Origin of the sequence: Methylobacterium mesophilicum SR1.6/6 (genome assembly GCF_000364445.2) — a bacterium.
Lineage (GTDB): Bacteria > Pseudomonadota > Alphaproteobacteria > Rhizobiales > Beijerinckiaceae > Methylobacterium > Methylobacterium mesophilicum_A.
In genome coordinates this window covers 5,373,750-5,394,826 of record NZ_CP043538.1, presented here as the reverse complement: position 1 = coordinate 5,394,826, position 21,077 = coordinate 5,373,750, and the positions used below count along the sequence as shown (strand labels likewise).

Sequence of the window (21,077 nt, the reverse complement as noted above, 5' to 3'; positions counted from 1 at the left end):
GGCTTGATTGCCATTCGGCGGCGCTGACGAAACCGTCCGAACGCTCCCGATCGGACGTGGCTCGGAGGTGCAACCCGGCGGGACCTGTGATTTGGTGCGCCCTCTGCCAACAGAGCCGGACCCGCCGACCATGGCCCACGCGCCCCTCGTGTCCCCCGACTGGCTGCACGACCGTCTCGCCGCCCCCGACATCGTGGTGCTCGACGCCTCGTGGTACCTGCCGGCCGCCGGCCGCGATCCGCAGGCCGAGTTCCGGGCTGCCCACATACCCGGCGCGCGGCGCTTCGACCTCGACGCCATGAGCGACACGGAATCGAGCCTGCCGCACATGCTGCCGCGCCCCGAGGTGTTCGCCGCCCGCATGCGGGCCCTCGGTATCGGCGATGGAATGCAGATCGTGGCCTACGACGGCCAAGGGCTGTTCTCGGCCCCGCGGGTCTGGTGGATGCTCAAGGCCTTCGGCGTGCGCGACGCGCTGGTGCTCGATGGCGGCCTGCCGGCCTGGGTCGAGGCGGGCTACCCCACCGAGGAGGGCGAGCCGCGCCAGCCCGAGCGCCGCCACTTCACGGCCCGCCTCGACCACGGCGCCGTGGCGGATGCCGACGACGTCGCCCGCGCCCTGGAGTCCGGCTCGGCCCAGGTGGTCGATGCCCGCTCGGGGACGCGGTTCCGCGGCGAGGAGCCGGAGCCGCGGGCCGGTGTCCGGCCCGGGCACATGCCGGGCGCCTGCAACCTGCACTACGCGGCGCTCCAGCGCGACGGGCGGATGAAGAGCCCGGACGAGCTGAAATCCGTCTTTGCCGAGAACGGCGTCGACCCGGACCGGCCGATCGTGACCACCTGCGGCTCGGGTGTGACGGCGGCGATCATCGCGCTGGCGCTGGAGACGATGGGACGCCCAGCCCGGAGCCTCTACGACGGCTCCTGGTCGGAATGGGGTGCCGACCCGACCCGGGCGGTCGCGACGGGGGCGCCATAGGGCGTCGATCGACAGCGTATCAGGACGGCACTGCCCGATTTAGGGGCAGGCCCTTTCCCGGGCGTCTGGAGCGAAGGCGTCCGGGAAAGGAGCGCCCGTCATGAGAAGGCCGCCGGGACTACCCATCCGGCTTCGCCAAACACCACGCGCCAGGTCCCAGACCTTGCGAAACCGAAACCGTTACGCCGCCCGCACTGCGCGGCGCTTGTCGGCGGCGCTCCACTGCATCAGGCCGACCATCACCGCGATGGTGGCCACGTAGACGAGTGCCTGCAGGGCGGTGGGACGGTCGGTGTAGCCGACCAGCGCGTGCAGCACGCGGCCCGGCCAGGACGTCTCGGCGATCAGGCCTGAGCTGTTCCAGAGGGTGTGGCCGAGGACCTCGACGACGCCGGCATTGGCCAGGAACTGGGCCGCCTGCGCGGCGAGCCCCGCTGCCAGGAAGATGATCAGCACGCTGGTCACCGAGAACACGTAGCGGCTCGGGATCGAGGCGAGGCCGAGATACGTCACCGCGGAGAGCAGGACACCTGCGCCGATGCCGGCGACCGCGCCGAACTGGATGTCGGCGCCCGACGTGCCCGATGCGACGAGGCCGTAGAGGAATAGCACCAACTCGGCGCCCTCACGCAGGATCGCCGCGCCGATCACGATGGACAGGGCCGCCGCCTCGCGCTCGCCCGAGCGCACCGCCTCGCCGGCCGCCCGCAGCTCGCCCGCAAGCTCTTTCCCGTGCTTGCTCATCCAGGTGTTGTGCCAGATCAGCAGCAGCACCGCGACGATCAGCACCGACGCGTTCAGGATGTCCTGACCGTTGCCCTCGAAAGCATCGGAGATCTTCTCGGCGAACAGGGCGACGAGGCCGGCGCCCGCCAGCCCGCCCGCGACGCCGAGCAGGACCCAGCGCATCCGTCCCGGGATTCCCCGGGTCGCCGCCAGCACGATGGAGATGATGAGGCCCGCCTCGATGACTTCGCGGAAGGCGATGACGAAGGCGCCGATCATGGCGGTCTCCCGGGGTTAAGAGGTTGTGCGGGGATGCGCGGACCGCGCTACCAGATCCAGAACAGGAGCACCCAGTTGGCCACCGACAGGGCGGCCGCACCGGCGATGCAGGTCGCGGCCGCCGCTTGGCGGACGCCACCCGCGCTGAGTCCGGCGACCCGCCACGCGAGCCAGACGCTCCACAGGCTCGCGCCGGCGAGCAGCCCCGCGCGGATCTCCGCGACATACGGGATGACGATACCGTCGCCGCGCAGGAAGGTGACGGTGAGCGCCGAGAGGCCCAGGAAGACGCCGCAGCCCGCCACCGGGATCAGCGTCTGCGTCAGGTGATGGAACCGGCGAAGCGACCATCCGCCGAGGGCGAAAGTCGCGAGCGCCACGATGCCCGACAGGGCGAGCCCGAGGATCAACGTGGCGGCGCCGATATAGGCCAGGAGCAGCCCGCCATCGAGAAGTGTCATCACGTCATTGCGGTCGGGGTAGTTCGTCAGCACGAACCAGGGCGCCGAGTGCTCCAGCGGCCACGTCGTGCCGTGCTCGATGAGCCACGTGGCGGTCCATTGCTTGGCATCGACATACCAGGGGCTCGACGACCACTGGAAGGCACCCACCGCCAGCGCGAGCATGCCGAACAGGATCAGCATGGTCTGGTCGAGGCTTGGCTCCCCGCCGGCGACATGCACGATCTCGTGGTTGGGCGAGCGCAGGGCGAGGCGCACCGCGCCCCGATGGCCGCTGCAGCGCCCGCACATGTGGCAGGCCCCGGCGCCGCGCATCGTCTTCACCGGGACGAGGGGGGCACAGTTGAAGGCCTCGGCGCCGCGGACGGGCTTGGGCGAAGCCGCCCAGGCGGCGCGGTCGACCTGAAAGCTCACGGGGGCGAGCTTCGACAGCACCGCGAAGACACCGTTGACCGGGCAGAGATAGCGGCACCAGACCCGCTTGTTGCGCCCGTAGAGCAGGCCGATCACCATGGCGGCGAGGGTCGAGCCACCGAGCACCGCCAGCACCGGCTTCGGGTAGCCGTACACGCTGGTCATCTGCCCGTAGACGGTGGTGCCGGCGAAGGCCAGGAACGGCCAGCCCTGCCAGGTGATCCAGCGCGGCACCGCATAGCCGCGGCTCCAGCGGCTCGTGAACTCGCTGAGCGCGCCCTCGGGGCAGAGCACGCCGCACCACGCCCGGCCGACCAGCACCATGCTCACCAGCACGAAAGGCCACCAGATCCCCCAGAAGGCGAACTGGGCGGCGAGCGTCAGGTTGGTCCAGATATGGGCGGCGTTGCCGGGCAGCGGCAGCAGCGCCGGCACAATCACCAGGACCGCGTAGACGGCGACAATCACCCACTGCACGGCGCGGATCATCCAGCCGTGTCGGCGCAACGCGTCGCCGAAACGGGCGAGCCGCGCGTCGAGGGCGGCCCGGCGTGTGGGGACGCGGGCGAGCGAGAGGGAGGCCGGCGCTGTCGTCGACGCGCTCATTTGGCCACCAGGGTCGCCTTCGCCTCCGGGTGGAAATCGTCGAACACCTGATAGGTGCCGGGATCCAGGGTGCGGAACACGATCGCCGAGGTCGAGCCGGCGGCCAGCGCCTTCTCGCGCTTGAGCTCGGTACTTTCGAACTCCACCGGGCTCTGGCCGGTATTCGAGATCTCGAGCTTGAAGCGGGTGTTGGCGGGCACCTCGATCACCGCCGGGAGGATCACGCCGTCGCGCATCTCGACCTTGATGACCGGCATGTCGTCCGCATGCGCGGACTCCGCCGCGCCGGCGAGGGCGAGCAGAGCGATGACGAGGCGGGCGGAACGCGACAGGCGAGACACGCGGGATCCCCGAGGTTCAGTAGGCACCCTTCTTGCCGACGCCGGCGAAGGTGAAATCCTGGGTGACGTCGAACGGCTCGAACCACGGGCCGACCCCCGTCTCCTTGTCCACGTGGCGGCCGAAATGGCTGTCCTTGCCGGGGGGTGCCACGGTGACCTTGAGGCGGTAGCGGCCGGGACCGAACAGCTTGACGTTGTCGCCGTAATGCGGCCCGTCATTGGCGACCATCGGCATCAGCATGCCGGCCACCTTCTGATCGGTGGGCTTGTCGCCGTCGAGCTTCACTGCCTCGAAACGCACCTCCAGCGCCGGCACCCAATCACCCTCGGCGAAGCCGTTGCGGTTGTCCTTGGCGGCCCGGATATCCGTCTCGAGGTGGATGTCCGACTGCGCGGCCTCGCGCATCATGCCCGGTGGATCCATCTCGATCGGCTGCAGGTAGACGGCGGCGACCTCAAGGCCGTTCCGCGTCACATGCGGCCCGATCGGCACCTCCTTGGCGGACGCCGCCCCGGCGAGCACGAGGAGCGAGGCCGCGGCGAGGCCGCGGAGAATCAGGAAGACATTCGGGGCACGCATGCGATCGCACATAAGCCCTCCCGCGGGAAGTTCAAACAGGAATCGCAGCAGCATCAAATGATAACAATTCTAATCTGAGCACACCTGTGCGGCTCTGAGCCGTATTTCTACGTGCTCCCGCCCAAGATCACGGGCTTTGTGCCACGTCCACGAAGTTTATCGCCATCCTGTGATCTGACGGATCTTGACCAAGCCTTTCCCCATGGCATCGTCACGCACCTGCCATGCGGGACGGCGAGAAAGGCGGGCCGAAGCAGGAAGACTGTGGGTGTTCCCCCGCCACTCGACACGTCGGCTTGCGTGTACGCAGCCGACGTTTTAGCAAGTGCTATACTTTTGCCGCGAGCCCGATGAGAACCCGTTCCGTGTCCCTGGTCCGCGCCGCGGCCCTCGCGCTGACCGCGCCGATTGTCGCACCCGCGGCCGGGATCGCGGCTGATCTCGCCGCATCGCGCCCGGCCGCGGCAGCACCAGTCTATGCCGACTGGTCCGGCGGCTATGTCGGCCTTGAGGGAAGCGCGGGCGGCTCCTACGGCGCCTACACGTTCGGCCCGACGACGATCGGCGTCCGGCCGGTTCCCGCCTTCAGGAGCGGCGATTCCACCGGGCGCAGCGACCAGGGGCGGGACGCGACTACGGCGGTCGGCGGCATTTTCGGCGGCTGGAACTGGCAGAGCGGCCCGTGGGTCTACGGCGTGGAGGCCAATCTCGACGTCGCGAACCTGAAACGGCCCGTCCCCTCGACCATTGCGGGTTTCGGCTACGAGAACGTGGACCCGGTCTTCAACGTGGTGCGCGCCAAGACCGACCTGTACGGCAGTCTGCGGGCGCGGATTGGCTACAGCTTCGACCGGTACCTGATCTACGGGACCTTCGGCCTCGCGGGGGCCAGCGCGCGCTTCCTCGCGACCTATCCCGACCTCGACGTGGGCGGCCAAGCAGTTGCGCGGCGGGAACTCGGCTATGTTGGCTTTACCCTCGGAGCGGGCGTCCAGTACGCCATCACCGACAGCCTCGCCCTCGGAATCGACTACCGCTACATCGATCTCGGCGGCAGCCGACGCTTCTCCCTGGGCGCTGTCCCGGGTGACGACGGCGGTCCCGTGACGACCCGGGCGAGCTTCACCTCGAACCAGGTGCTCGCCCGGCTGATGTGGTTTCCGGACGGGCTGAAGGTACCGCCGGACCCGGACGAGACCGCCCCGCACGATCCCGACAACGGCGACACCGGCCGGTTCTCGCTGCACGGTCAGACCACCCTGATCGCCCAGGGGGTTCCGGGCTTCCGCTCGCCCTATGTCGGCGCGCAGAGCCTGATCCCGCATCAGGCCCGCCAGACCACCACCGCCACGATCTTCCTCGGGCTGAAGCTCACCGACACGACCGAGGTCTACTACAATCCCGAGTTCAGCCAGGGCTTCGGCCTGTCGCGGACGCTCGGTGTCGCGGGCTTCGTCAACGGCGAGGCGCAGAAGGCCGGCGCCCCGTTCCCGAAGCTGCGCTCGAACCGCTACTACGTGAAACAGACGATCAACCTCGGCGGCGAGACCGTCGAGGTGCCGGACGGGCCGAACCAGGTCGCCACCCGCTACGATTCCGAGCGGATCACCCTCATCGCCGGCAAGTTCGCGCTCGGTGACTTCTTCGACGGCAACATCTACGCGCACGACCCGCGGGTCGACTTCTTCAACTGGTCGCTCTGGGCCGCCTCGGCCTGGGACTTCCCCGCCAACCTCCCCGGCTTCACGCAGGGCGTCTACGCCGAGTACAACCGGCCGGACTTCGCCATCCGCGCGGCCTACACGCAGGTGCCCAAGGAGCCGTCGAGCGACGTGCTCGACCCGCGCGTGTTCCGGCGCGCCGGCCTCAACGCCGAGTTCGAGCAGCGCTACGTGCTGCCGGGGCTGGATCAGCCGGGCAAGCTGCGCCTCGGGTTCTTCTCGAATGTCGGCACCTCGGCGAACAACCGGGCGGTGGTGACGCTGACGCAGCTCGGTGCCTTCGACGACATCAACGACGCCGTCGCGGCGACCCGGCGGCCGCGCCGCAAGACCGGCGGCTACATCAACCTGGAGCAGGCGCTGACGCCGGAACTCGGTCTGTTCGCCCGCGCAAGCCTGAACGACGGGCGCACGGAGAACATCTCGTTCACCGACATTGACCAGAGCTTCTCCGGCGGCCTGTCGCTCAAGGGCAAGGCCTGGGACCGGCCGGACGACACGGTCGGCCTCGGCGCGGCGATGAACGGGCTCTCGCCCTCGCACCGGGCCGCCTTTGCGGCGGGCTATTACGGGCTGCTGATCGGCGACGGGCGGCTCAACTACGGGACCGAGCGGGCGATCGAGACCTACTACGCCCTGAACCTCACGAAGTTCGTGACCCTGACCTTCGACTATCAGTTCATCGACAATCCCGGCTACAATCGAGACCGCGGGCCGGCGCACTTCTTCGCCTCGCGGCTGCACGCGGATTTCTGATCGGGGTGCCGGCCATTCGGCCGAGAGGCCTTGCGGCGCAGCCGTCTCCGCGATGACGACGATACACCATCGTTGACGCCCGATCGGATGTCCGAGGTGGCGGCCGTGTCAGTCCGCCGCCTCCATCGTCGTCGCCCCGAAGATCCCCTCGAACGCCGCCCGCAGCTGCATGTCGACCTCCGGCAGGCTCACCGGCAGGCCAAGATCGACGAGGCTTGTCACCCCGTGCTCCCGGACGCCGCAGGGGACGATACCCGCGAAGTGCGACAGGTCCGGCTCGACGTTCAGGCTGACCCCGTGGAAGCTCACCCAGCGCCGCACCCGGATACCGATCGCCGCGATCTTATCCTCCACACCGTCCCCCTTCTCGGGGCGGCGCACCCAGACGCCGACCCGGTCCTCCCGGCGCTCGGCGCGGACGTTGAAGGCCGCGAGCGTCTCGATCAGCCACGCCTCCAGGCTGGCCACATAGGCGCGCAGATCGCGGCTGCGCCGGCCGAGGTCGAGCATCACGTAGGCGACCCGCTGGCCGGGGCCGTGATAGGTGTATTGCCCGCCGCGGCCCGTCGCGTGGACCGGGAAGCGGCCCGGCGCCACCAGATCCTCCGGCCGGGCCGAGGTGCCCGCCGTGTAGAGCGGCGGGTGCTCTAGCAGCCACACGCATTCCGGAGCCGCGCCGCGAGCGATCGCCTCGGCCCGCACCTCCATCCAGGCGACGGCCGCCGCGTAGTCGACCGGACCGTCGCTCACCCGCCACGCCACCGGCCCGGCGACCGGATCGGAACCGGGGGACTTCGGGAACGCGTGCGGGCTGACCGTGAGGCGGGGCGCGTTTACCAAGGGTTCACCATCCTGCGACGATGGTCGAAGCCTTCAACACCCGCGGCCCGCGGTTGCAAGCGTTCGACGCCCAAGGGTCCGGCCGCGAGACGGGATGACGAACGGTGGCGGTCTTCGAGACCCTCAAGGTCGATCTGACGGTGGTGCTGGGCCGCGCCCGCATGCCGCTGCACATGCTCCTGCGCATGGGCCGCGGCGCCGTGATCGAACTGGAGGCCAGCGACAGCGACATGGTCGAGATCCTGGCCAACGACCATCCGATCGCCCGCGGGCAGATCGTGGTGACGGGCGACCGCATCTCCGTGGAGGTGACGGAGCTGATCCGCAAGGCGGCCTCGATCGTGGAGCCCGGCGCCAGCATCGGCGACGGTGCGGCCGCGCTTCTGGAGACCGGGTACGATCCGGCGTGAGCGAAGCGCTTGTCGGCGGCGGGACGATCTGTTATCCGCTGCGCCGCCGACACGACAACGCCCTGCGGGATCTCCAGCGGGCCGCGCCGGTCGAGCGAGCGGACACGGATCAACGCGTCCGATGCGGCCATGGCGGAATTGGTAGACGCGCTAGCTTGAGGTGCTAGTCCCGCGAGGGGTGGAGGTTCGAGTCCTCTTGGCCGCACCAACCTTTCTTCGAACGATCGGGGGAAGGAACTGGGGCACGACGTTGAGGCGGCCGGCTGTCCCGGCCCGCCCCTGCTCGACAGATTCGGTTTCACCGACAGTCTGACACCCGTGACGGACCGGCCGCGTCAGCGCCAGTCAGTTCGTCGGCCCCTCCGGCAGTCCTGCCATGCGCAGGCCCTGAACGATGAACTGATACTCCTCCAGAAAGGTCGGGTTGTCCGACCAGCCTTCGTTGGCCCACCTCTGCACGGTGTAGCCGGGCATCAGCTTGAGGATCTCCGACACCGCTGCCGCAGCCTCGGGCTTCTTCCCGAGCCACGCGTAGCCGGCCGCGAGATCAACGTAGGACAGCCAGTAGGGTCCCGCGGCCACCGACTTGTTGCACCAGGGGATCGCTTCCTCCCAGCGCCTCTGGTGCGTGTAGGAGTGGCAGACGAAATAGTACCAGACGTTCAGCAACGGATCCTTGGGGCTCAGGCGTATGGCATCGAGCTCGCTCGGGATCGCCGCCGCGGCGTGGCCGGCCAGCGTGGAGATATGGCCCCGCAGGGCATACGCCATGGCGTAGTTCCGATCCTTGGCGATCGCGGCCTCATACATCGACAGGGCGGCCTCGAACTGCCTCGAGGCGCGCAGGACGTCGCCCTTGGTCACGTAGCCGAGCGCGTCGTCCGGGTAGGCCGCCTGATATCGCGTCACCAGGCTGTCGGCCTCCCGTATGTCATGGGCCTTGTCGGTGCTCCACGACATGCCAGGCCTCAGCACATACGTCCGCGCCAGCCCGATCAGCGCCCTGGGATTGCTCGGATCCAGCGCGAGCGCTTCTTTGAACAGCTCGGCGGCCGCATTGTTGTTTGCCAGCGACCGCGGCTTGTTGACGAGGGCCCAGCCGCGCAGGGCGAGGTCGGCGGCGTCGGGATTCGCGCGCCGCTCCCGCAGGAGGCGCAGGCTCTCGGCTTCGGTGAGCTGCACGTCGAGCGACCGGGCGAGCCGCGCGACGAACTCGGTCTGGAGCTTGCCGAGGCGGCTCCGCTCGCCCTCGAACCGGTCGGCCCAGACATGGGCGCCGGTCTCCGTCGAGATGAGCTGCGCGTTGAGGACGATGTGGGCGTCGGTGCGGCGCACGCTGCCTTCGAGCACGTAGCGCACGCCCAGGTCGCGCCCGACCTGCTTCACGTCGACGGCCTTGCCCTTGTAGGTGAAGGCGGTGTTGCGCGCGATCACGAAGCTGCCGGCCAGGTGCGACAGGTCGGTGGTCAGATCCTCGGTCAGCCCGTCGGCGAAGAAGTCCTGCTCCGGGTCGGCGCTCAGGTTGGCAAACGGCAGCACCACCAGCGACAGCGCCGGCAGCGGCTTGGGCGGCAGGCCGTTCTGGACCGCCAGCGTCGCCTCCGCCCGCGGCGCCGCCCCCGCGCTCCCGGATCCCGCCGAGCCCGGCAAGCCCGACCCCGGCGATCCCGGCCCCACCAGCCAGGCTGCCAGCCCCAGCGAGGCCAGGACGGCGAGACCCGCCACCAGCCCCGTCAGCAGCCCGGCCCGCCGCCCCGGCCCGGCCCAGGCCCGCGCGGCCGGCCGCGCAGGCTTCCGGCTCGCGTCAGTGCCTGCGCGCTCGGCGGCGTGCTGCTCCGGGCAGATCCTCGTCGTCGTCCTCGTCCTCGGGCAGGACCAGCGCCTGGACGGCCGCGGCCGAGAGCGCGAACACGCCCACCGGCCGGGCGATGTTCTTCAGATCGAGCTTGCCGCGGTCCTCGAACCGGCAGGGCAGCCGGTCGCGCACCTGATCGTGGACCGAGCGCGAGACGCACAGGCCGCCCGGCTCGGCCAGCGGCTCCAGGCGGGCGGCCACGTTGACGCCGTCGCCGAACAGGTCGCCGTCGGCCTGGGCGAGCACGTCGCCGACGGTGATGCCGAAGCGCAGGCGGAAGCGGCGCTCCTCGGGCAGGGCGGGCTCGCGCTGCGCCATGGCCTGCTGGATGCGCAGCGCGCAGGTGACGGCGCGCAGCGGGCTGGGGAACTCCACGAGCAGGCCGTCGCCCATGGATTTGACGATGCGGCCCTGGGCGGCCTGGATGGCCGGATCGGTGACCTCGCGGCGCAGGGCCTTGAGGCGCCGGATCGTGCCGCCCTCGTCGGCGCCCATGAGCCGGCTGTAGCCGACGATGTCGGCCACGAGGATCGCCGCCAGACGCCTACTCATCGGTGTGTGGCCTCACGCGCATGCAACTCGGACGCGGCCGTGTATCGGGACGGTCATAGCATGACGGAGGGCGCGGCAGGCAAGTCCATCGCGACGAGGATCTCTATTGGCTGCGCGCGTGCGGATCATCACCGCCACCGGGACTGCATCGGCGCATCGTTCCACCTCGATCCTGCCGAGGGAGTTCGCCATGTGGAACCGGATCATCGCTTCCATGACATCATGGTACACCAATGCACGTGCCGGCCGCGATCTGTGCCGGCTCGATTGCAGATGCCTCGAAGACATAGGCCTCAATCCGAAAGATGTGACGATCGGACTTGGGCCGTCATGCCACCGACTTCGGCACCATCCATCCTGGGATCAGGAGTCAAGACCCGTAGATCGCGCCATTTATATCCGCGAAAATTAGAAAGTTGACGATCTAATACATCCTGGAATGGCCGCCGATAAGTGGGCTGTCCTAGGGTCCGGGCCTCGCGCCGGAACCAGCCCGGTCGGCTCGGGGTTTATGTCGGACCCCGGATCCGCAACGCCCAAGCACTGAGTGCCCATGAGCGCGCCTGCAAAGTCATTCCTCGCTATCGGGGCCGCCTTCGCCGCCGGCGTCGCCGTCACTGCAGCCTATGTCGGCGCTCCATCCGAGACGACAGGGGCCCGGCAGGGCATGATGAGCGGCGCCCCTGAGCCAGCCGCCCCCAGCCAGCCTCCACACGCCGCCAGTGTCGCAGCCCACGCCCCGGCCGCGCGCATGGCCGAATCGGCTGCGGCAACGGAAGGGGCAAAGCAGACGGCAACGCAGGGCGTGCCGGCACCCGTGACGGAGGCCTGGGTCGATCCGGTCAAGCAGCGGACGGCCGGGGGTGCGGGCACACCGCCCCGCCCCCCGCTGGTGTTCCACATGGATCGCGAGCGGGCCGAGAGGGACACAGCGCACCGGGAGGAAGCGGCCGTGATGCCGCCGCGCCGGCCGAAAGCATCCGAGTTCCTCGCGAAGACCGCGGGGCAGCGCGATCCGGACGCCACAGGCACTTCTATCGCCGGGAACGCTGCGGCGCGGTCCCCAGGCGCTGCGCCATCCCGCAAGACGCAGGCGTCCCGGCAGTTGGCGAGTTCCCAGCGACGGCCGATCGGCGGCCGGTTCGCCGCCTTCGAGGCGGAGCAGGACGAGATCCGCCTCGCGGTCGAGAGGCAGGCGCGCCGGGCTCCCATCGCGCGGCGGGACTTCGCGGCCTGGCCGCCCGACCCCTACGCCCTGCGCAACCCCGACGGCCTCGATCGCTACGAGCGAGACGTCGCGGACCGCCCGCCCGTTTCCCGACGCCGTGTCACCTCTGCCGAGACGGGCGGCGTCCTGCGCTGGCTTGAGGAACCTTGAGTCTTCCGTTCCGAGATGGTGATGGCGCGCATGATGAACTTCCGGACCCTGGCCGTCGGCGTCGTCGTGGCTGCCATCCCGTGGGTCGGCGCAGCCCATGCACTCAGCCCCGCCGACATGCAGGCCCGTACGGCCGTGATCGCGAACCGCTATCTCCAGATCTGGTCCTCGAACAATGTGAGCCCCGTCGCGGACGTGCCCTACATGTACGGGCGCACGGTCCAGTTCTACGGCAAGCCGTACACGCAGGCTGACCTGCAGGCGGAGAAGCGGCGGGCCATCGCCCAATGGCCCGTGCGGCGCTACGTCCATCGGCCCGGCACGATGCGGATCCTCTGCAACGCCGAGGCGCGCAAGTGCGCCGCCCGCTCCACGATCGATTTCGCGGTGGCCAATCCCAGCCGAGGAACCCGCAAGAGCGGTTCAGCGAAATTCGACCTGGGCGTCAGCTTCGCGGGCCCGCATCCCGTCATCCTCTACGAGGGCGGGAGTTCGAATCGGCGGCAAGCCGGCGCGCTGTCCGGACGTTCCGGTTCCTAGCCGCACGCAGGTCTCATCCGCGTATCAAGTCACGCATCGGGACGCACCTCGACGACGAGCCGGCGCCGATCCGAAGGTCAATGCGTCCGCACGGCAAAGCATTTCCGTTTGTCGATGGGTGAAATAATCACAATTGGATCGTATTTCAGACGCGACATGCAATCTTCGTTTCGACCCGCGAACGCGTTTCATGTCACCTGATCGGGCCTGTTCAGCATCTTCATCCGTTACTGCCGGCGCAGCGCGGGCACCAGACTGACCGAATCGACGTCCGCGAGCCGATTTCCTGTATCCAGCGCCGCGTAATCCGCCGAGCTTGCCTTGTTTGGCGCTCGGGGCTGCGCTCACGCTGCTCCTCTCCGCCGTGCAGGCATGACGTTTGGGCGTCAGGCGGAAGTCGAGACGTGCGCCGACAGGGGCTGTGCCATGCGCCGCCGCCGGCCTCCGTTCATTGACTTCGCAGCCGCACACCTGCATATCGGCGGTGCAGCGTCAGCGGCCGTCACGGTCCGCTTGAGGGGGCTGCGTGACGGATCGGGCGCCACCCGGCGTGATCCGGCCCCCCTCTTCATAACGTGCATGCACCCGGGCCGCCCCATCACGCGGGCTGCCCCCTGCCAACGGACCGATCCGAAGACGGCGCCGCTCGCGAGGAACGCGGGGCGCCCGGTCGGCCCTGCTGCATCGGATACATCCTTGACCCAATTCACCGATTTCGGCCTCGCCCAGCCCGTGCTGCGGGCTCTCAGCGAGGCCGGCTACGTCGCGCCGACCCCGATCCAGGCCCAGGCGATCCCGCCGGCCATGGAGGGCCGCGACCTCTGCGGCATCGCCCAGACCGGCACCGGCAAGACCGCGGCCTTCGCGCTGCCGATCCTGCACCGCCTGTCGCTCTCGGACCGCCGCGCCCCGCGCCGCGGCTGCCGGGTGCTGGTGCTGTCGCCAACCCGCGAACTCGCCAACCAGATCGCCGAATCCTTCACGGATTACGGCCGCCACCTGCACTACACCACCACGGTGGTGTTCGGCGGCGTCACCATCAGCCGCCAGGAGCGGGCGCTCGCGCCGGGCGTCGACATCCTGGTCGCCACGCCGGGCCGGCTGATCGACCTCGTCGACCGCCGCTCCCTGACCCTCGACGGCGTCGAGATCCTCGTCCTCGACGAGGCCGACCAGATGCTCGACCTCGGCTTCATCCACGCCCTCAAGCGCATCGTGAAGATGCTGCCGGAGAAGCGGCAAAGCCTGTTCTTCTCGGCCACCATGCCGAAGAACATCGCCGGCCTCGCGGCGCAGTACCTCACCGATCCGGTCCAGGTCGCGGTGACGCCGGTCGCCACCACCGCCGAGCGGGTCGAGCAGCAGGTGATCTTCGTCCACACAGGCGCCAAGCAGGCGCTGCTCGGCCACATCCTACGCGATCCGGCGATCGAGCGCGTCCTCGTCTTCACCCGCACCAAGCACGGGGCGGACCGGGTGGTGCGCGGCCTCGACAAGGTCGGCATCGCGGCCGCGGCGATCCACGGCAACAAGAGCCAGCCCCAGCGCGAGCGGGCGCTCGCCGCCTTCAAGGACGGCTCCTGCCGGGTGCTGGTGGCCACCGACATCGCGGCCCGCGGCATCGACGTCGAGGGCGTGAGCCACGTGGTCAACTTCGACCTGCCGAACGTGCCGGAGAGCTACGTCCACCGGATCGGCCGCACCGCCCGCGCCGGCGCGGACGGGCTGGCGATCTCGTTCTGCAACGACGAGGAGAAGGCCTACCTGCGCGACATCGAGCGCGTGACGCGTCAGAAGGTGCCGGTGGCGGGTTTCCCGGAGGGCTTCAGCCCGCCGTCGCGCCAGGAGGCCGCGGAGATCGCCCGCGAGGAGGAGCGCCGGCCCGAGCGCCAGCAGCGCCCCGGCGGCGGCCGTCCGGGTCAGCGGCCCCGGCAGCAGCAGGGCCGGCCCCAGCAGGGGCGGCCCGAGGGCGGACGCGGCTTCGGCGGCCAGGGTGCGCCCCGGCAGGGGCGGCCGCAAGACGGCCGGAGCGACGGCCGAAGCGACGGCCGCGGCCAGGCTCCGCAGGGTCGTGAGTTCCGTGCGGACCGTCCCGCTCGCCCGCAGGGCGAGCCGCGCCCGAACCAGGGCCGCCCGAACCGCGACGGCCGGCCCCAGCGGGCCGAGTCCCGCCCGCGCGGCGGCGGCGAGGGCCGCAGCATCGGCTGGCTGGAGCGGGCACCGCGCTCCTGAGATCGACGTCATGGTGTGACCTGCGGAGCCGCCCGGGACGAGACCGTCCCGGGCGGCTTCTTCATGGATCGTGGCGACGCACGGGATTTGTTGGCCGGGGACCGTGTCCTGCCGTTTCCCGTCGATCCCTTCGGTGCCACCGTATTCGCGAGCGCAGCGAAGCTATCCCGAGCGCCACACCATTCAGCGTCGCTTCGCAGCGCGCGTTGACGGAGCGGGCTACTGCGACCGAATCCATCACCCTGAGACCGCATCAGTCCCGGCAGGATACCCCGAACTGGCGCTCGAAACCCCGTCGGCCCGCCTCGGTCACGCCGACGGCACGACCGTCGCGCGCCCGCGTGATCCAGCCGAGTTCCTCGCAGCGGCGGCACAGAGCGGCCCCCAGCCGGCCGGCGAGGTGCGGCCGCCGCTCGCTCCAATCCAGGCAGGGCCGGCAGAACACGCGGCGGGTCCGTCCGGCAGGTTCGATCGGGACGCCGAACGCGGCGAGCCATGCTTGCCCCGCCTCGGTCGCCGCCCCGGCTTCGTCACCCAGAACGATCAGGCCCCGCGCCACCAGGGCGTCCGCGATCTCGACGCCCAGTCGTCCGGCGAGATGGTCGTAGCACGTCCGCGCCCGCCGCAACGCCGGGTCGATCCGCGGCGTCGCGCGCGGCGCATCCGGTCCGGGCTCGTCGGCCACCACCATGATGCCCTCCAGCATCCGGGCGACCTCGGGGGCGGCCAGCCGGAAATAGCGGTGGCGTCCCTGCCGCGCGACACCGAGCAGCCGCCCGTCCACGAGCTTGGACAGGTGCCCGCTGGCCGTCTGCGCGCTTACGCCGGCCGCGTGGGCGAGTTCCGTCGCCGTCAGGGCGCGCCCGTCGAGCAGAGCCATCAGGATGTTGGCGCGGGCGGGATCGCCGATCAGGGCGGCGGTGCCGGACAGGCGGGCGGCGGTCGTCATGCACGCAGCCTAACCGCGAACGCCCCGCCGGGCACGCCGGAACGCTTCGGCCGGCGCCGAAGCGTTCGCGGCTGACAGCCGGGACCGGCCGGTCCATCGTCCGCATCGTCACAACCGGGGCGCCCCGATGTCAGCCGGGGTGCTGGATCTGCACGTGGAGGACCACAGGGTCGCCGGCCCCGCGATGGGTCTCGGCCTGCTCCTGCTGGGCCTCGGACGCGGGATGAAGAACACGCGCGACGCGGGGAGGAGGCAACATGTTCTCGGTCATCTTCGAGCTCCGTCCCGGCGATGGCCGGACGGACGCGTATCTGGAACACGCGAAGCTCCTGCGGCCGGAACTGGAGGGCATCGACGGCTTCATCGACAATGAGCGGTTCGCGAGCCGGACGCGACCGGGCTGGATGCTGTCGCACTCGACCTGGCGGGACGAGAAGGCCGTGATCCGCTGGCGTACCCATGCCGGCCACCACCTGATCCAGGAGACGGGCCGCACCGCGGTGTTCGCGGACTACCACCTGCGCGTCGCCGAGGTGACCGCCGACAGTGCACCGCCGGAGGGCTGCGCGCTGCACCAGCAGCGTCTCGACGCGACGGAGGTCGGCCGCGCCAGGGCCTGCACGCTGGTGGAGGCGGCCGCGCGGGACGGCCGCGCCCTCCCGGAGGATCCGGGCGACTTGGCGCTCGCCCTGGGCCTCGACCCCGCGGCCGAGGGGCTCGTGGCGTCGGACGTGTTCGTCTCGCTCTACACCAGCGGCAAGGTCATGCTGCTGGTGTCCTGGATCGGTCCGGAGGCGGCCGCTTCGTTCAGGCCGACGAAACCGTCCACGGCCGGCGATGTCCGCGTCCGGACCGTGCGGGTGATCCGCGACTACGGCCTGTTCGATCGCCGGGAGGCTCCGCAATTCTTTCCGCCGGTCCAGCGGCCGGGGATGTCCACCGGCTGAAGATCCGCGCCCCGGACCCGATCGCGCGGATGGGCCGCGCAGCACATCTTTTTCTGGCGGGCGAGGTGACCCATCTCATCCGCTGGATGAATCGGGGGCCCATACCATGCGGTTCGAACTGTACCGGGATTCCAAGGGCGAGTGGCGCTGGCGCCTGCGGGCGCGCAACGGCGAGGTGATCGCCGAATCTGGCGAGGGCTACGTCCGCCGGGAGGATTGCGAGCACGGCATCGCCCTGGTGCGCCAGAGCGCCGAGGCCCGCATCGACGACATGACCACCAAGATCGCCTGACGCCGCGGCCCTCAACGCACGATCAACCCTGTTCGTCACTCCGTAGCGGTTACGCTGCAACGCTTCGGCTCGCCCATGCGTTGCAGCGTTTCGGACCGGCGGAGGGCCCTCGCTCCCCGCGCGGTTCGTCGTCCGAGACGCAATCACACGAAGGGAGTCGAGACCGTGCTGAGGAAATTCCTGCTCGCGGCCCTGCTGGTGCTGGGCTTCGCGGCTGCGGCCCCGGAGGGAGCGTCCGCCGCGCCCATCGGTCCGGGGCTTGCCCTGCCGGCCGACGCCGCACCGGCGGTGACCGAGAAGGCCCAGTACTACTACCGTCGCCGCTTCTACGGTCCGCGGCCCTACTGGCGCCGTCCCTACTACGGCCGCCGATTCTACTACGGCCCGCGCCCCTACTGGCGCCGCCCGTACTACCGCCGCCGGTTCTACTACTAAGCCCACGCCGGCTTGGTCGGCCCTGCGGCTCCTGCAGCCGCAGGGCTTTTTCATGCCTTGATTCGGGGTGCGCAACGGATGTCCATGCGTTATCCTGCATGCAACGGCACGGGCGACGGCAGATCGGCCCGGCCGGGAGGACGCCCGATGAACGATATCGCGCAGCGCGCCGAGCCCGCGGCGGCGCCGCGAGACCTCTGGCAATTGGTCCCGCTCGAATGCATCCTGAGCGCCGCCGCCGTCCTGCTGGCCGCGGGCCTCAAGCTCGCCGGCCTGTTCCCCTGACGGCGCGGAACGGGGGATGGACGGCATGAAGCACGTCGGACTCTCAGCGGGCACGAGTGTGCCGCCGCCCCAGGAGGTCGATCTGCCTCGGGGCGACCTGACGGTGCGCACCATCGCCATGCCGGCCGACACTAACGCCAACGGCGACATCTTCGGCGGCTGGGTGCTGTCCCAGATGGATCAGGCCGGCGGCATCGCGGGGGTGGACCGGGCGCAGGGCCGCGTCGTCACCGTCGCGCTCGAATCCATGACCTTCATCCGGCCGGTGCGGGTGGGCGACGTGCTGTGCGTCTACACAAGGGTCTCGCATGTGGGCCGGACCTCGATGAAGATCGAGGTCGAGGCCTGGGCGCGGCGTTTCTGCACCCAGGTCCGCGAGCGGGTGACGCAGGCGACCTTCACCTTCGTGGCCATCGACGAGGAGGGCCGGCCGCGCCCGATCCCGCCGGCGGTGCCCTCACCCTCCGCGGTTACTTGATCACCGCGCAAGCGACTCGGTCGCCGGCACCGCCGATCGGCTGGCTGGTGTGGTCGTCCGGGTTGGCGTGGATGATCAGCGCCGAGCCGTCGCCATCCTTCAACCCGCCCTCGCCGGTGAGGGGCGTCTCGCTCGACACCTCGGCATTGGCTGAGCCGTCCTGGGCAACGTAGAGGTTCGGCAGGTCACCCTCGTCCGGGCCGTCCGGGTTCAGCAGGCCGTGCTTGCTCTGGTCGTGGTTCACGTGCGCCTTGGAATTCATGAATTTCGGGTCGGAGCAGTCGCCGACCGCGTGGAAATGCATGCCGTGCCAGCCGGGCGGCAAGCCGCCCGCCTGGATCGCCACCCGCAGCACCAGGGCGTTCGCCCCGTCGCGGATCGTCAGCGAGCCGATCGCGTCGCCCTTGGCGTTCTTGATCGGCGCCTCGAAGGTCTCGGGTGCCTTGCTCTCGGGCGCCTTGGCCGGCTCCTGCGCCAGGGCGCCGCTCCCGGCGAGCGTCCCGAGCAATGCGAACAGCGGCAGGGTGCGGATCATGCGGTGGCTCTCCTGTAAGGCCCGGTCTAGTTAGGGAGCACGCCGCCCTTCGACAGGGCTGGCGCTCTTGAACCTCAGCCGCAGCACTGCCCGGATCACGCGAAGCCCTGATGACCCGAGACCGGCCCATACAGGACCGCACCGCCTCCGGCGCGCCGACACGGCGCGCCGACCTGTTCCTGGTGGAGCACGGCCATTTCGAGAGCCGCGCCCGGGCGCAGGCGGCGATCCGGGCCGGCCTCGTGCGGATCGACGGGCGGACGCTCGCACGCGCTTCGGACCCCGTTGCCCCGGACGCGCAGGTCGAGGCGGCACCCGAGCACCCCTACGTGTCCCGGGGCGGCCTCAAGCTCGCCGCGGCCTTGAAGGCATTCCGCTTGGATCCGCGCGGCCGAGTCGGCCTCGATATCGGCGCGTCCACAGGCGGCTTCACGGACGTGCTGCTCGACCGCGGCGCCCACCATGTCTACGCGGTGGACGTGGGCCGGGGCCAGCTCCACCGGCGCCTCGTGGCGGATCCGCGCGTCACGAACCTGGAGGGCACCGACATCCGCGGCCTCGACCCGGCGGCGCTGGCGCCGCGCCCGGATCTCGTCGGGATCGACGTGAGCTTCATCGGACTGCGCCTCGTGCTGCCGGCCGTGCCGGCGCTGGTCAGGCCCGGCGCGGATCTGGTCGCGCTGATCAAACCGCAATTTGAGGCCGGCCGGGCCCGGGTCGGTCGCGGCGGCCTCGTGCGCGACCCGGCGGTCCACGCGGAGGTCTGCGCGGCCGTGCGGGGGGAACTGGAGGCGCTCGGCGCCGCAATCCTCGGCCTGATCGACTCGCCCGTGCCCGGCGGCGACGGCAATGCCGAGTTCCTGATCGGGGCGCGCCTGCCATGAGCGGGACCGAGAGCGAGACGGTCACGATCCGCGCCCTCGGCGCCCGCGGCGACGGCATCGCTGAAGACGGAACCATCGTCCCCTACGCGCTGCCGGGCGAGCAGGTCGTCATCCGTCCGGAGGGCCGGCGCGCGGAGCTGCTCGGCATCGCCGAGGCCTCGGCAGACCGGGTGAAGCCGTTCTGTCCCTACTTCATGCGCTGCGGCGGCTGCCGCACGCAGCACCTCGCGCGGCCGGCCGAGCTCACCTGGAAGGGCGGCCTCGTCGCGCAGGCCTTGTCGCAGGCCGGCCTCGGCCTGGAGCCCGCGCCGACGCTCGACGCCCACGGTGCCGGGCGCCGCCGCATCACGCTGCATGTCCGCGACATCGACGGCCGGGCCGAGGCCGGGCTCATGGAGGCGCGCAGCCACGCGTTGATCCCGATCGACCTTTGCCCGATCACGGTGCCGGCCCTCCACGCGGCACCGGAGGTCGCCCGTCGCCTCGCCGGGCCGCTCGGGCACGGCCGGAAGCCCCTCGACGTCGCGGTGACCGCCACCGACCAGGGCCTCGACGTCGACCTGCGCGGGCACGGGCCGGTCAGCGGCGGGGTCGGCGCCGCGCTGGTGCGGATCGCCGGAGAGCTGGGGCTCGCCCGGCTGTCGCTCCACGGCGAGCGCCTGATGGAGGCCGAGCCGGTCTCTGTCACGGACAGCGAAACGCGCCTCTACCCGGCCCCCGGCGGCTTCCTGCAGGCGACCGCGGCCGGGCAGGCGGCGCTCACCGAACTCACCCTCGCGGCCCTCGGCCCGCGGGTGCGCCGGGTGGCGGACCTGTTCGCGGGCTGCGGCCCCCTCACCCTGGCCATGGCCCGGACGGCCGCGGTCCACGCGGTGGAGACCGACGCGGCAGCGCTCGCCGGCCTCGACCGGTCGGCCCGTGCCGCCGTGGGCCGCCGCCAGATCACCATGGAACGCCGAGACCTGTTCCGCCGGCCGTTGCTGCCGCCCGAGCTCGACGCCTTCGACGCGGTGGTGCTCGATCCGCCCCGGGCCGGCGCCGAGGCGCAGGCCCGCCAGCTCGCGGCGTCGCGGGTGCCCCTCGTGGTCGGCCTCGCCTGCGACGCCGGCACCTTCGCCCGGGACGCCGCGACGCTCGTCGCCGGCGGCTACCGGCTGGAGGCGGTCACGCCGGTGGACCAGTTCCGTCACGCGGGTCACGTGGAGATGGTCGGCGTGTTCCGCCGCGCCGCCGCGCGCCGCCGATGAGCGACGCAACCTACGGCCACGTTTGACGTTCTCTCGATGATTGGAGGTCCCCCATGATCCGCGGATGCCTTCGCCCTGTGACCCTCGCCGCGCTGAGCCTCGCCCTCCCGGGCGCCCTCGCAGCGCAGTCCGTTGCGCCCGATCAGACCGGTACAGGCGGCGGCCCGGCCTCGACGATCACGGCGCCCAACACCAACAGCCTCGGCGTGACCAAGCCACCCGGCACGTCGCTGGGACCCGGTGAGGTGCCCTCACGCGAGGAGCGGCGGCGCGAGCGATCCTTGACCGACAAGATCGACCGCAGCATCTGCGACGGCTGCAACTGATCGACGTCGGGTCCAAGGCCGCGTCCAAC

At 70.6% G+C, this 21,077-nt stretch carries 24 protein-coding genes and 1 tRNA gene; 15 read left to right on the top strand and 10 right to left on the bottom strand.

Annotated elements, in window-relative coordinates:
- Window positions 1-130 precede the first annotated feature (130 nt).
- On the top strand, window positions 131-979 hold the full coding sequence (gene sseA / locus MMSR116_RS25495; protein ID WP_010687403.1) for a 3-mercaptopyruvate sulfurtransferase: 849 nt from the start codon (window positions 131-133) through the stop codon (window positions 977-979).
- A gap of 180 nt (window positions 980-1,159) precedes the next feature.
- Here the strand turns inward: sseA and MMSR116_RS25490 are convergent, their stop codons facing one another.
- Genes MMSR116_RS25490 through MMSR116_RS25475 form a run of 4 tightly spaced genes read right to left on the bottom strand, consistent with a single transcriptional unit; the run spans window position 1,160 to window position 4,386 of the window.
- On the bottom strand, window positions 1,160-1,984 hold the full coding sequence (locus MMSR116_RS25490; RefSeq protein WP_010687402.1) for an FTR1 family iron permease: 825 nt from the start codon (window positions 1,982-1,984) through the stop codon (window positions 1,160-1,162).
- A 47-nt stretch (window positions 1,985-2,031) separates the two neighbouring features.
- Window positions 2,032-3,465, bottom strand: coding sequence for a 4Fe-4S binding protein (locus MMSR116_RS25485; RefSeq protein WP_010687401.1), 1,434 nt, complete (start codon window positions 3,463-3,465; stop codon window positions 2,032-2,034).
- Entirely contained in the window at window positions 3,462-3,806 is a 345-nt protein-coding gene (locus MMSR116_RS25480) for a cupredoxin domain-containing protein (RefSeq protein WP_010687400.1), read from the bottom strand. Before MMSR116_RS25480 ends, MMSR116_RS25485 begins: the two co-directional genes overlap by 4 nt.
- A 16-nt stretch (window positions 3,807-3,822) precedes the next feature.
- Complete coding sequence (locus MMSR116_RS25475) at window positions 3,823-4,386, bottom strand: iron transporter (RefSeq protein WP_191991841.1); 564 nt, start codon at window positions 4,384-4,386, stop codon at window positions 3,823-3,825.
- A gap of 350 nt (window positions 4,387-4,736) precedes the next feature.
- Here MMSR116_RS25475 and MMSR116_RS25470 point away from each other — a divergent pair, with 350 nt between their 5' ends.
- Window positions 4,737-6,863, top strand: coding sequence for a carbohydrate porin (locus MMSR116_RS25470; protein ID WP_039894905.1), 2,127 nt, complete (start codon window positions 4,737-4,739; stop codon window positions 6,861-6,863).
- Between the two features lie 108 nt (window positions 6,864-6,971).
- Here MMSR116_RS25470 and lipB read toward each other — a convergent pair whose 3' ends face one another.
- Window positions 6,972-7,703 carry a lipoyl(octanoyl) transferase LipB gene (gene lipB / locus MMSR116_RS25465; RefSeq protein ID WP_010687397.1) on the bottom strand — a complete coding sequence of 244 codons (732 nt, stop codon included), beginning with the start codon at window positions 7,701-7,703 and terminating at the stop codon, window positions 6,972-6,974.
- A 104-nt stretch (window positions 7,704-7,807) separates the two neighbouring features.
- On the opposite strand from lipB, the gene MMSR116_RS25460 reads away from it, so the two are divergent.
- Together MMSR116_RS25460 and MMSR116_RS25455 are read left to right on the top strand one after the other, a co-directional pair.
- Window positions 7,808-8,113 carry a FliM/FliN family flagellar motor switch protein gene (locus MMSR116_RS25460; protein WP_010687396.1) on the top strand — a complete coding sequence of 102 codons (306 nt, stop codon included), beginning with the start codon at window positions 7,808-7,810 and terminating at the stop codon, window positions 8,111-8,113.
- Between the two features lie 123 nt (window positions 8,114-8,236).
- Window positions 8,237-8,321, top strand: a tRNA-Leu gene (locus MMSR116_RS25455).
- Window positions 8,322-8,458: 137 nt separating this feature from the next.
- On the opposite strand, the gene MMSR116_RS25450 is transcribed toward MMSR116_RS25455, so the two are convergent.
- Together MMSR116_RS25450 and MMSR116_RS32610 are read right to left on the bottom strand one after the other, a co-directional pair.
- Complete coding sequence (locus MMSR116_RS25450; RefSeq protein ID WP_191991839.1) at window positions 8,459-9,838, bottom strand: tetratricopeptide repeat protein; 1,380 nt, start codon at window positions 9,836-9,838, stop codon at window positions 8,459-8,461.
- A gap of 79 nt (window positions 9,839-9,917) precedes the next feature.
- The gene (locus MMSR116_RS32610; RefSeq protein ID WP_191991837.1) at window positions 9,918-10,520 is read right to left on the bottom strand and encodes an adenylate/guanylate cyclase domain-containing protein; all 603 of its coding nucleotides are present in this window, start codon (window positions 10,518-10,520) and stop codon (window positions 9,918-9,920) included.
- A 1,105-nt stretch (window positions 10,521-11,625) separates the two neighbouring features.
- On the opposite strand from MMSR116_RS32610, the gene MMSR116_RS25445 reads away from it, so the two are divergent.
- The 3 genes from MMSR116_RS25445 (at window position 11,626) to MMSR116_RS25435 (ending at window position 14,670) form a co-directional block, all read left to right on the top strand.
- Entirely contained in the window at window positions 11,626-11,898 is a 273-nt protein-coding gene (locus MMSR116_RS25445; RefSeq protein WP_158169135.1) for a hypothetical protein, read from the top strand.
- Between the two features lie 21 nt (window positions 11,899-11,919).
- Window positions 11,920-12,438 (top strand): hypothetical protein, encoded by a 519-nt coding sequence (locus tag MMSR116_RS25440; protein ID WP_244625529.1) that lies wholly within the window; start codon window positions 11,920-11,922, stop codon window positions 12,436-12,438.
- A 696-nt stretch (window positions 12,439-13,134) separates the two neighbouring features.
- Window positions 13,135-14,670, top strand: a complete 1,536-nt coding sequence (locus MMSR116_RS25435) for a DEAD/DEAH box helicase (protein ID WP_039894670.1) — start codon at window positions 13,135-13,137, stop codon at window positions 14,668-14,670.
- Between the two features lie 253 nt (window positions 14,671-14,923).
- Here MMSR116_RS25435 and MMSR116_RS25430 read toward each other — a convergent pair whose 3' ends face one another.
- Together MMSR116_RS25430 and MMSR116_RS25425 are read right to left on the bottom strand one after the other, a co-directional pair.
- A complete protein-coding gene (locus MMSR116_RS25430) occupies window positions 14,924-15,619 on the bottom strand; it encodes an ArsR/SmtB family transcription factor (protein ID WP_010686870.1) in 696 nt (231 codons plus the stop codon).
- A gap of 130 nt (window positions 15,620-15,749) precedes the next feature.
- The gene (locus MMSR116_RS25425) at window positions 15,750-15,890 is read right to left on the bottom strand and encodes a hypothetical protein (RefSeq protein WP_158169133.1); all 141 of its coding nucleotides are present in this window, start codon (window positions 15,888-15,890) and stop codon (window positions 15,750-15,752) included.
- Here MMSR116_RS25425 and MMSR116_RS25420 point away from each other — a divergent pair.
- The 5 genes from MMSR116_RS25420 to MMSR116_RS25405 all read left to right on the top strand — a co-directional run bounded on the left by MMSR116_RS25420 (window position 15,877) and on the right by MMSR116_RS25405 (window position 18,056).
- Entirely contained in the window at window positions 15,877-16,566 is a 690-nt protein-coding gene (locus MMSR116_RS25420) for an antibiotic biosynthesis monooxygenase family protein (RefSeq protein ID WP_010686871.1), read from the top strand. The two genes, MMSR116_RS25425 and MMSR116_RS25420, sit on opposite strands and share 14 nt — an antisense overlap.
- Before the next feature lie 106 nt (window positions 16,567-16,672).
- On the top strand, window positions 16,673-16,858 hold the full coding sequence (locus tag MMSR116_RS25415; protein ID WP_010686872.1) for a YegP family protein: 186 nt from the start codon (window positions 16,673-16,675) through the stop codon (window positions 16,856-16,858).
- A 165-nt stretch (window positions 16,859-17,023) separates the two neighbouring features.
- On the top strand, window positions 17,024-17,293 hold the full coding sequence (locus tag MMSR116_RS25410; protein WP_010686873.1) for a hypothetical protein: 270 nt from the start codon (window positions 17,024-17,026) through the stop codon (window positions 17,291-17,293).
- Between the two features lie 147 nt (window positions 17,294-17,440).
- Window positions 17,441-17,578: a hypothetical protein gene (locus MMSR116_RS31470; protein ID WP_010686874.1), complete on the top strand. Its 138-nt coding sequence runs from the start codon at window positions 17,441-17,443 to the stop codon at window positions 17,576-17,578.
- A gap of 25 nt (window positions 17,579-17,603) precedes the next feature.
- Window positions 17,604-18,056, top strand: coding sequence for an acyl-CoA thioesterase (locus tag MMSR116_RS25405; RefSeq protein WP_010686875.1), 453 nt, complete (start codon window positions 17,604-17,606; stop codon window positions 18,054-18,056).
- On the opposite strand, the gene MMSR116_RS25400 is transcribed toward MMSR116_RS25405, so the two are convergent.
- Window positions 18,049-18,591 carry a superoxide dismutase family protein gene (locus MMSR116_RS25400; protein ID WP_010686876.1) on the bottom strand — a complete coding sequence of 181 codons (543 nt, stop codon included), beginning with the start codon at window positions 18,589-18,591 and terminating at the stop codon, window positions 18,049-18,051. The genes MMSR116_RS25405 and MMSR116_RS25400 overlap by 8 nt on opposite strands.
- A 110-nt stretch (window positions 18,592-18,701) precedes the next feature.
- Here MMSR116_RS25400 and MMSR116_RS25395 point away from each other — a divergent pair, with 110 nt between their 5' ends.
- From MMSR116_RS25395 to MMSR116_RS25385, 3 genes are read left to right on the top strand one after another with little or no spacing between them, the layout of a single operon-like run.
- Window positions 18,702-19,475 (top strand): TlyA family RNA methyltransferase, encoded by a 774-nt coding sequence (locus MMSR116_RS25395; RefSeq protein WP_010686877.1) that lies wholly within the window; start codon window positions 18,702-18,704, stop codon window positions 19,473-19,475.
- Window positions 19,472-20,722, top strand: coding sequence for a class I SAM-dependent RNA methyltransferase (locus tag MMSR116_RS25390; RefSeq protein ID WP_010686878.1), 1,251 nt, complete (start codon window positions 19,472-19,474; stop codon window positions 20,720-20,722). Before MMSR116_RS25395 ends, MMSR116_RS25390 begins: the two co-directional genes overlap by 4 nt.
- Before the next feature lie 53 nt (window positions 20,723-20,775).
- Entirely contained in the window at window positions 20,776-21,048 is a 273-nt protein-coding gene (locus MMSR116_RS25385) for a hypothetical protein (RefSeq protein WP_010686879.1), read from the top strand.
- The last annotated feature ends 29 nt before the right edge of the window (window positions 21,049-21,077 follow it).

Excerpts from the sequence above, each read along its gene's own strand:
- MMSR116_RS25470 (WP_039894905.1), top strand. The coding sequence starts at position 4,737 with ATGAGAACCCGTTCCGTGTCCCTGGTCCGCGCCGCGGCCCTCGCGCTG.
- MMSR116_RS25475 (WP_191991841.1), bottom strand. The coding sequence starts at position 4,386 with ATGCGTGCCCCGAATGTCTTCCTGATTCTCCGCGGCCTCGCCGCGGCC.
- MMSR116_RS32610 (WP_191991837.1), bottom strand. The coding sequence starts at position 10,520 with ATGAGTAGGCGTCTGGCGGCGATCCTCGTGGCCGACATCGTCGGCTAC.
- MMSR116_RS25390 (WP_010686878.1), top strand. The coding sequence starts at position 19,472 with ATGAGCGGGACCGAGAGCGAGACGGTCACGATCCGCGCCCTCGGCGCC.
- MMSR116_RS25385 (WP_010686879.1), top strand. The coding sequence starts at position 20,776 with ATGATCCGCGGATGCCTTCGCCCTGTGACCCTCGCCGCGCTGAGCCTC.
- MMSR116_RS25405 (WP_010686875.1), top strand. The coding sequence starts at position 17,604 with ATGAAGCACGTCGGACTCTCAGCGGGCACGAGTGTGCCGCCGCCCCAG.
- MMSR116_RS25415 (WP_010686872.1), top strand. The coding sequence starts at position 16,673 with ATGCGGTTCGAACTGTACCGGGATTCCAAGGGCGAGTGGCGCTGGCGC.
- MMSR116_RS25400 (WP_010686876.1), bottom strand. The coding sequence starts at position 18,591 with ATGATCCGCACCCTGCCGCTGTTCGCATTGCTCGGGACGCTCGCCGGG.
- MMSR116_RS25425 (WP_158169133.1), bottom strand. The coding sequence starts at position 15,890 with ATGACCGAGAACATGTTGCCTCCTCCCCGCGTCGCGCGTGTTCTTCAT.
- MMSR116_RS31470 (WP_010686874.1), top strand. The coding sequence starts at position 17,441 with ATGAACGATATCGCGCAGCGCGCCGAGCCCGCGGCGGCGCCGCGAGAC.
- MMSR116_RS25430 (WP_010686870.1), bottom strand. The coding sequence starts at position 15,619 with ATGACGACCGCCGCCCGCCTGTCCGGCACCGCCGCCCTGATCGGCGAT.
- MMSR116_RS25420 (WP_010686871.1), top strand. The coding sequence starts at position 15,877 with ATGTTCTCGGTCATCTTCGAGCTCCGTCCCGGCGATGGCCGGACGGAC.
- MMSR116_RS25485 (WP_010687401.1), bottom strand. The coding sequence starts at position 3,465 with ATGAGCGCGTCGACGACAGCGCCGGCCTCCCTCTCGCTCGCCCGCGTC.
- sseA (WP_010687403.1), top strand. The coding sequence starts at position 131 with ATGGCCCACGCGCCCCTCGTGTCCCCCGACTGGCTGCACGACCGTCTC.
- MMSR116_RS25395 (WP_010686877.1), top strand. The coding sequence starts at position 18,702 with ATGACCCGAGACCGGCCCATACAGGACCGCACCGCCTCCGGCGCGCCG.
- MMSR116_RS25490 (WP_010687402.1), bottom strand. The coding sequence starts at position 1,984 with ATGATCGGCGCCTTCGTCATCGCCTTCCGCGAAGTCATCGAGGCGGGC.
- MMSR116_RS25440 (WP_244625529.1), top strand. The coding sequence starts at position 11,920 with ATGGCGCGCATGATGAACTTCCGGACCCTGGCCGTCGGCGTCGTCGTG.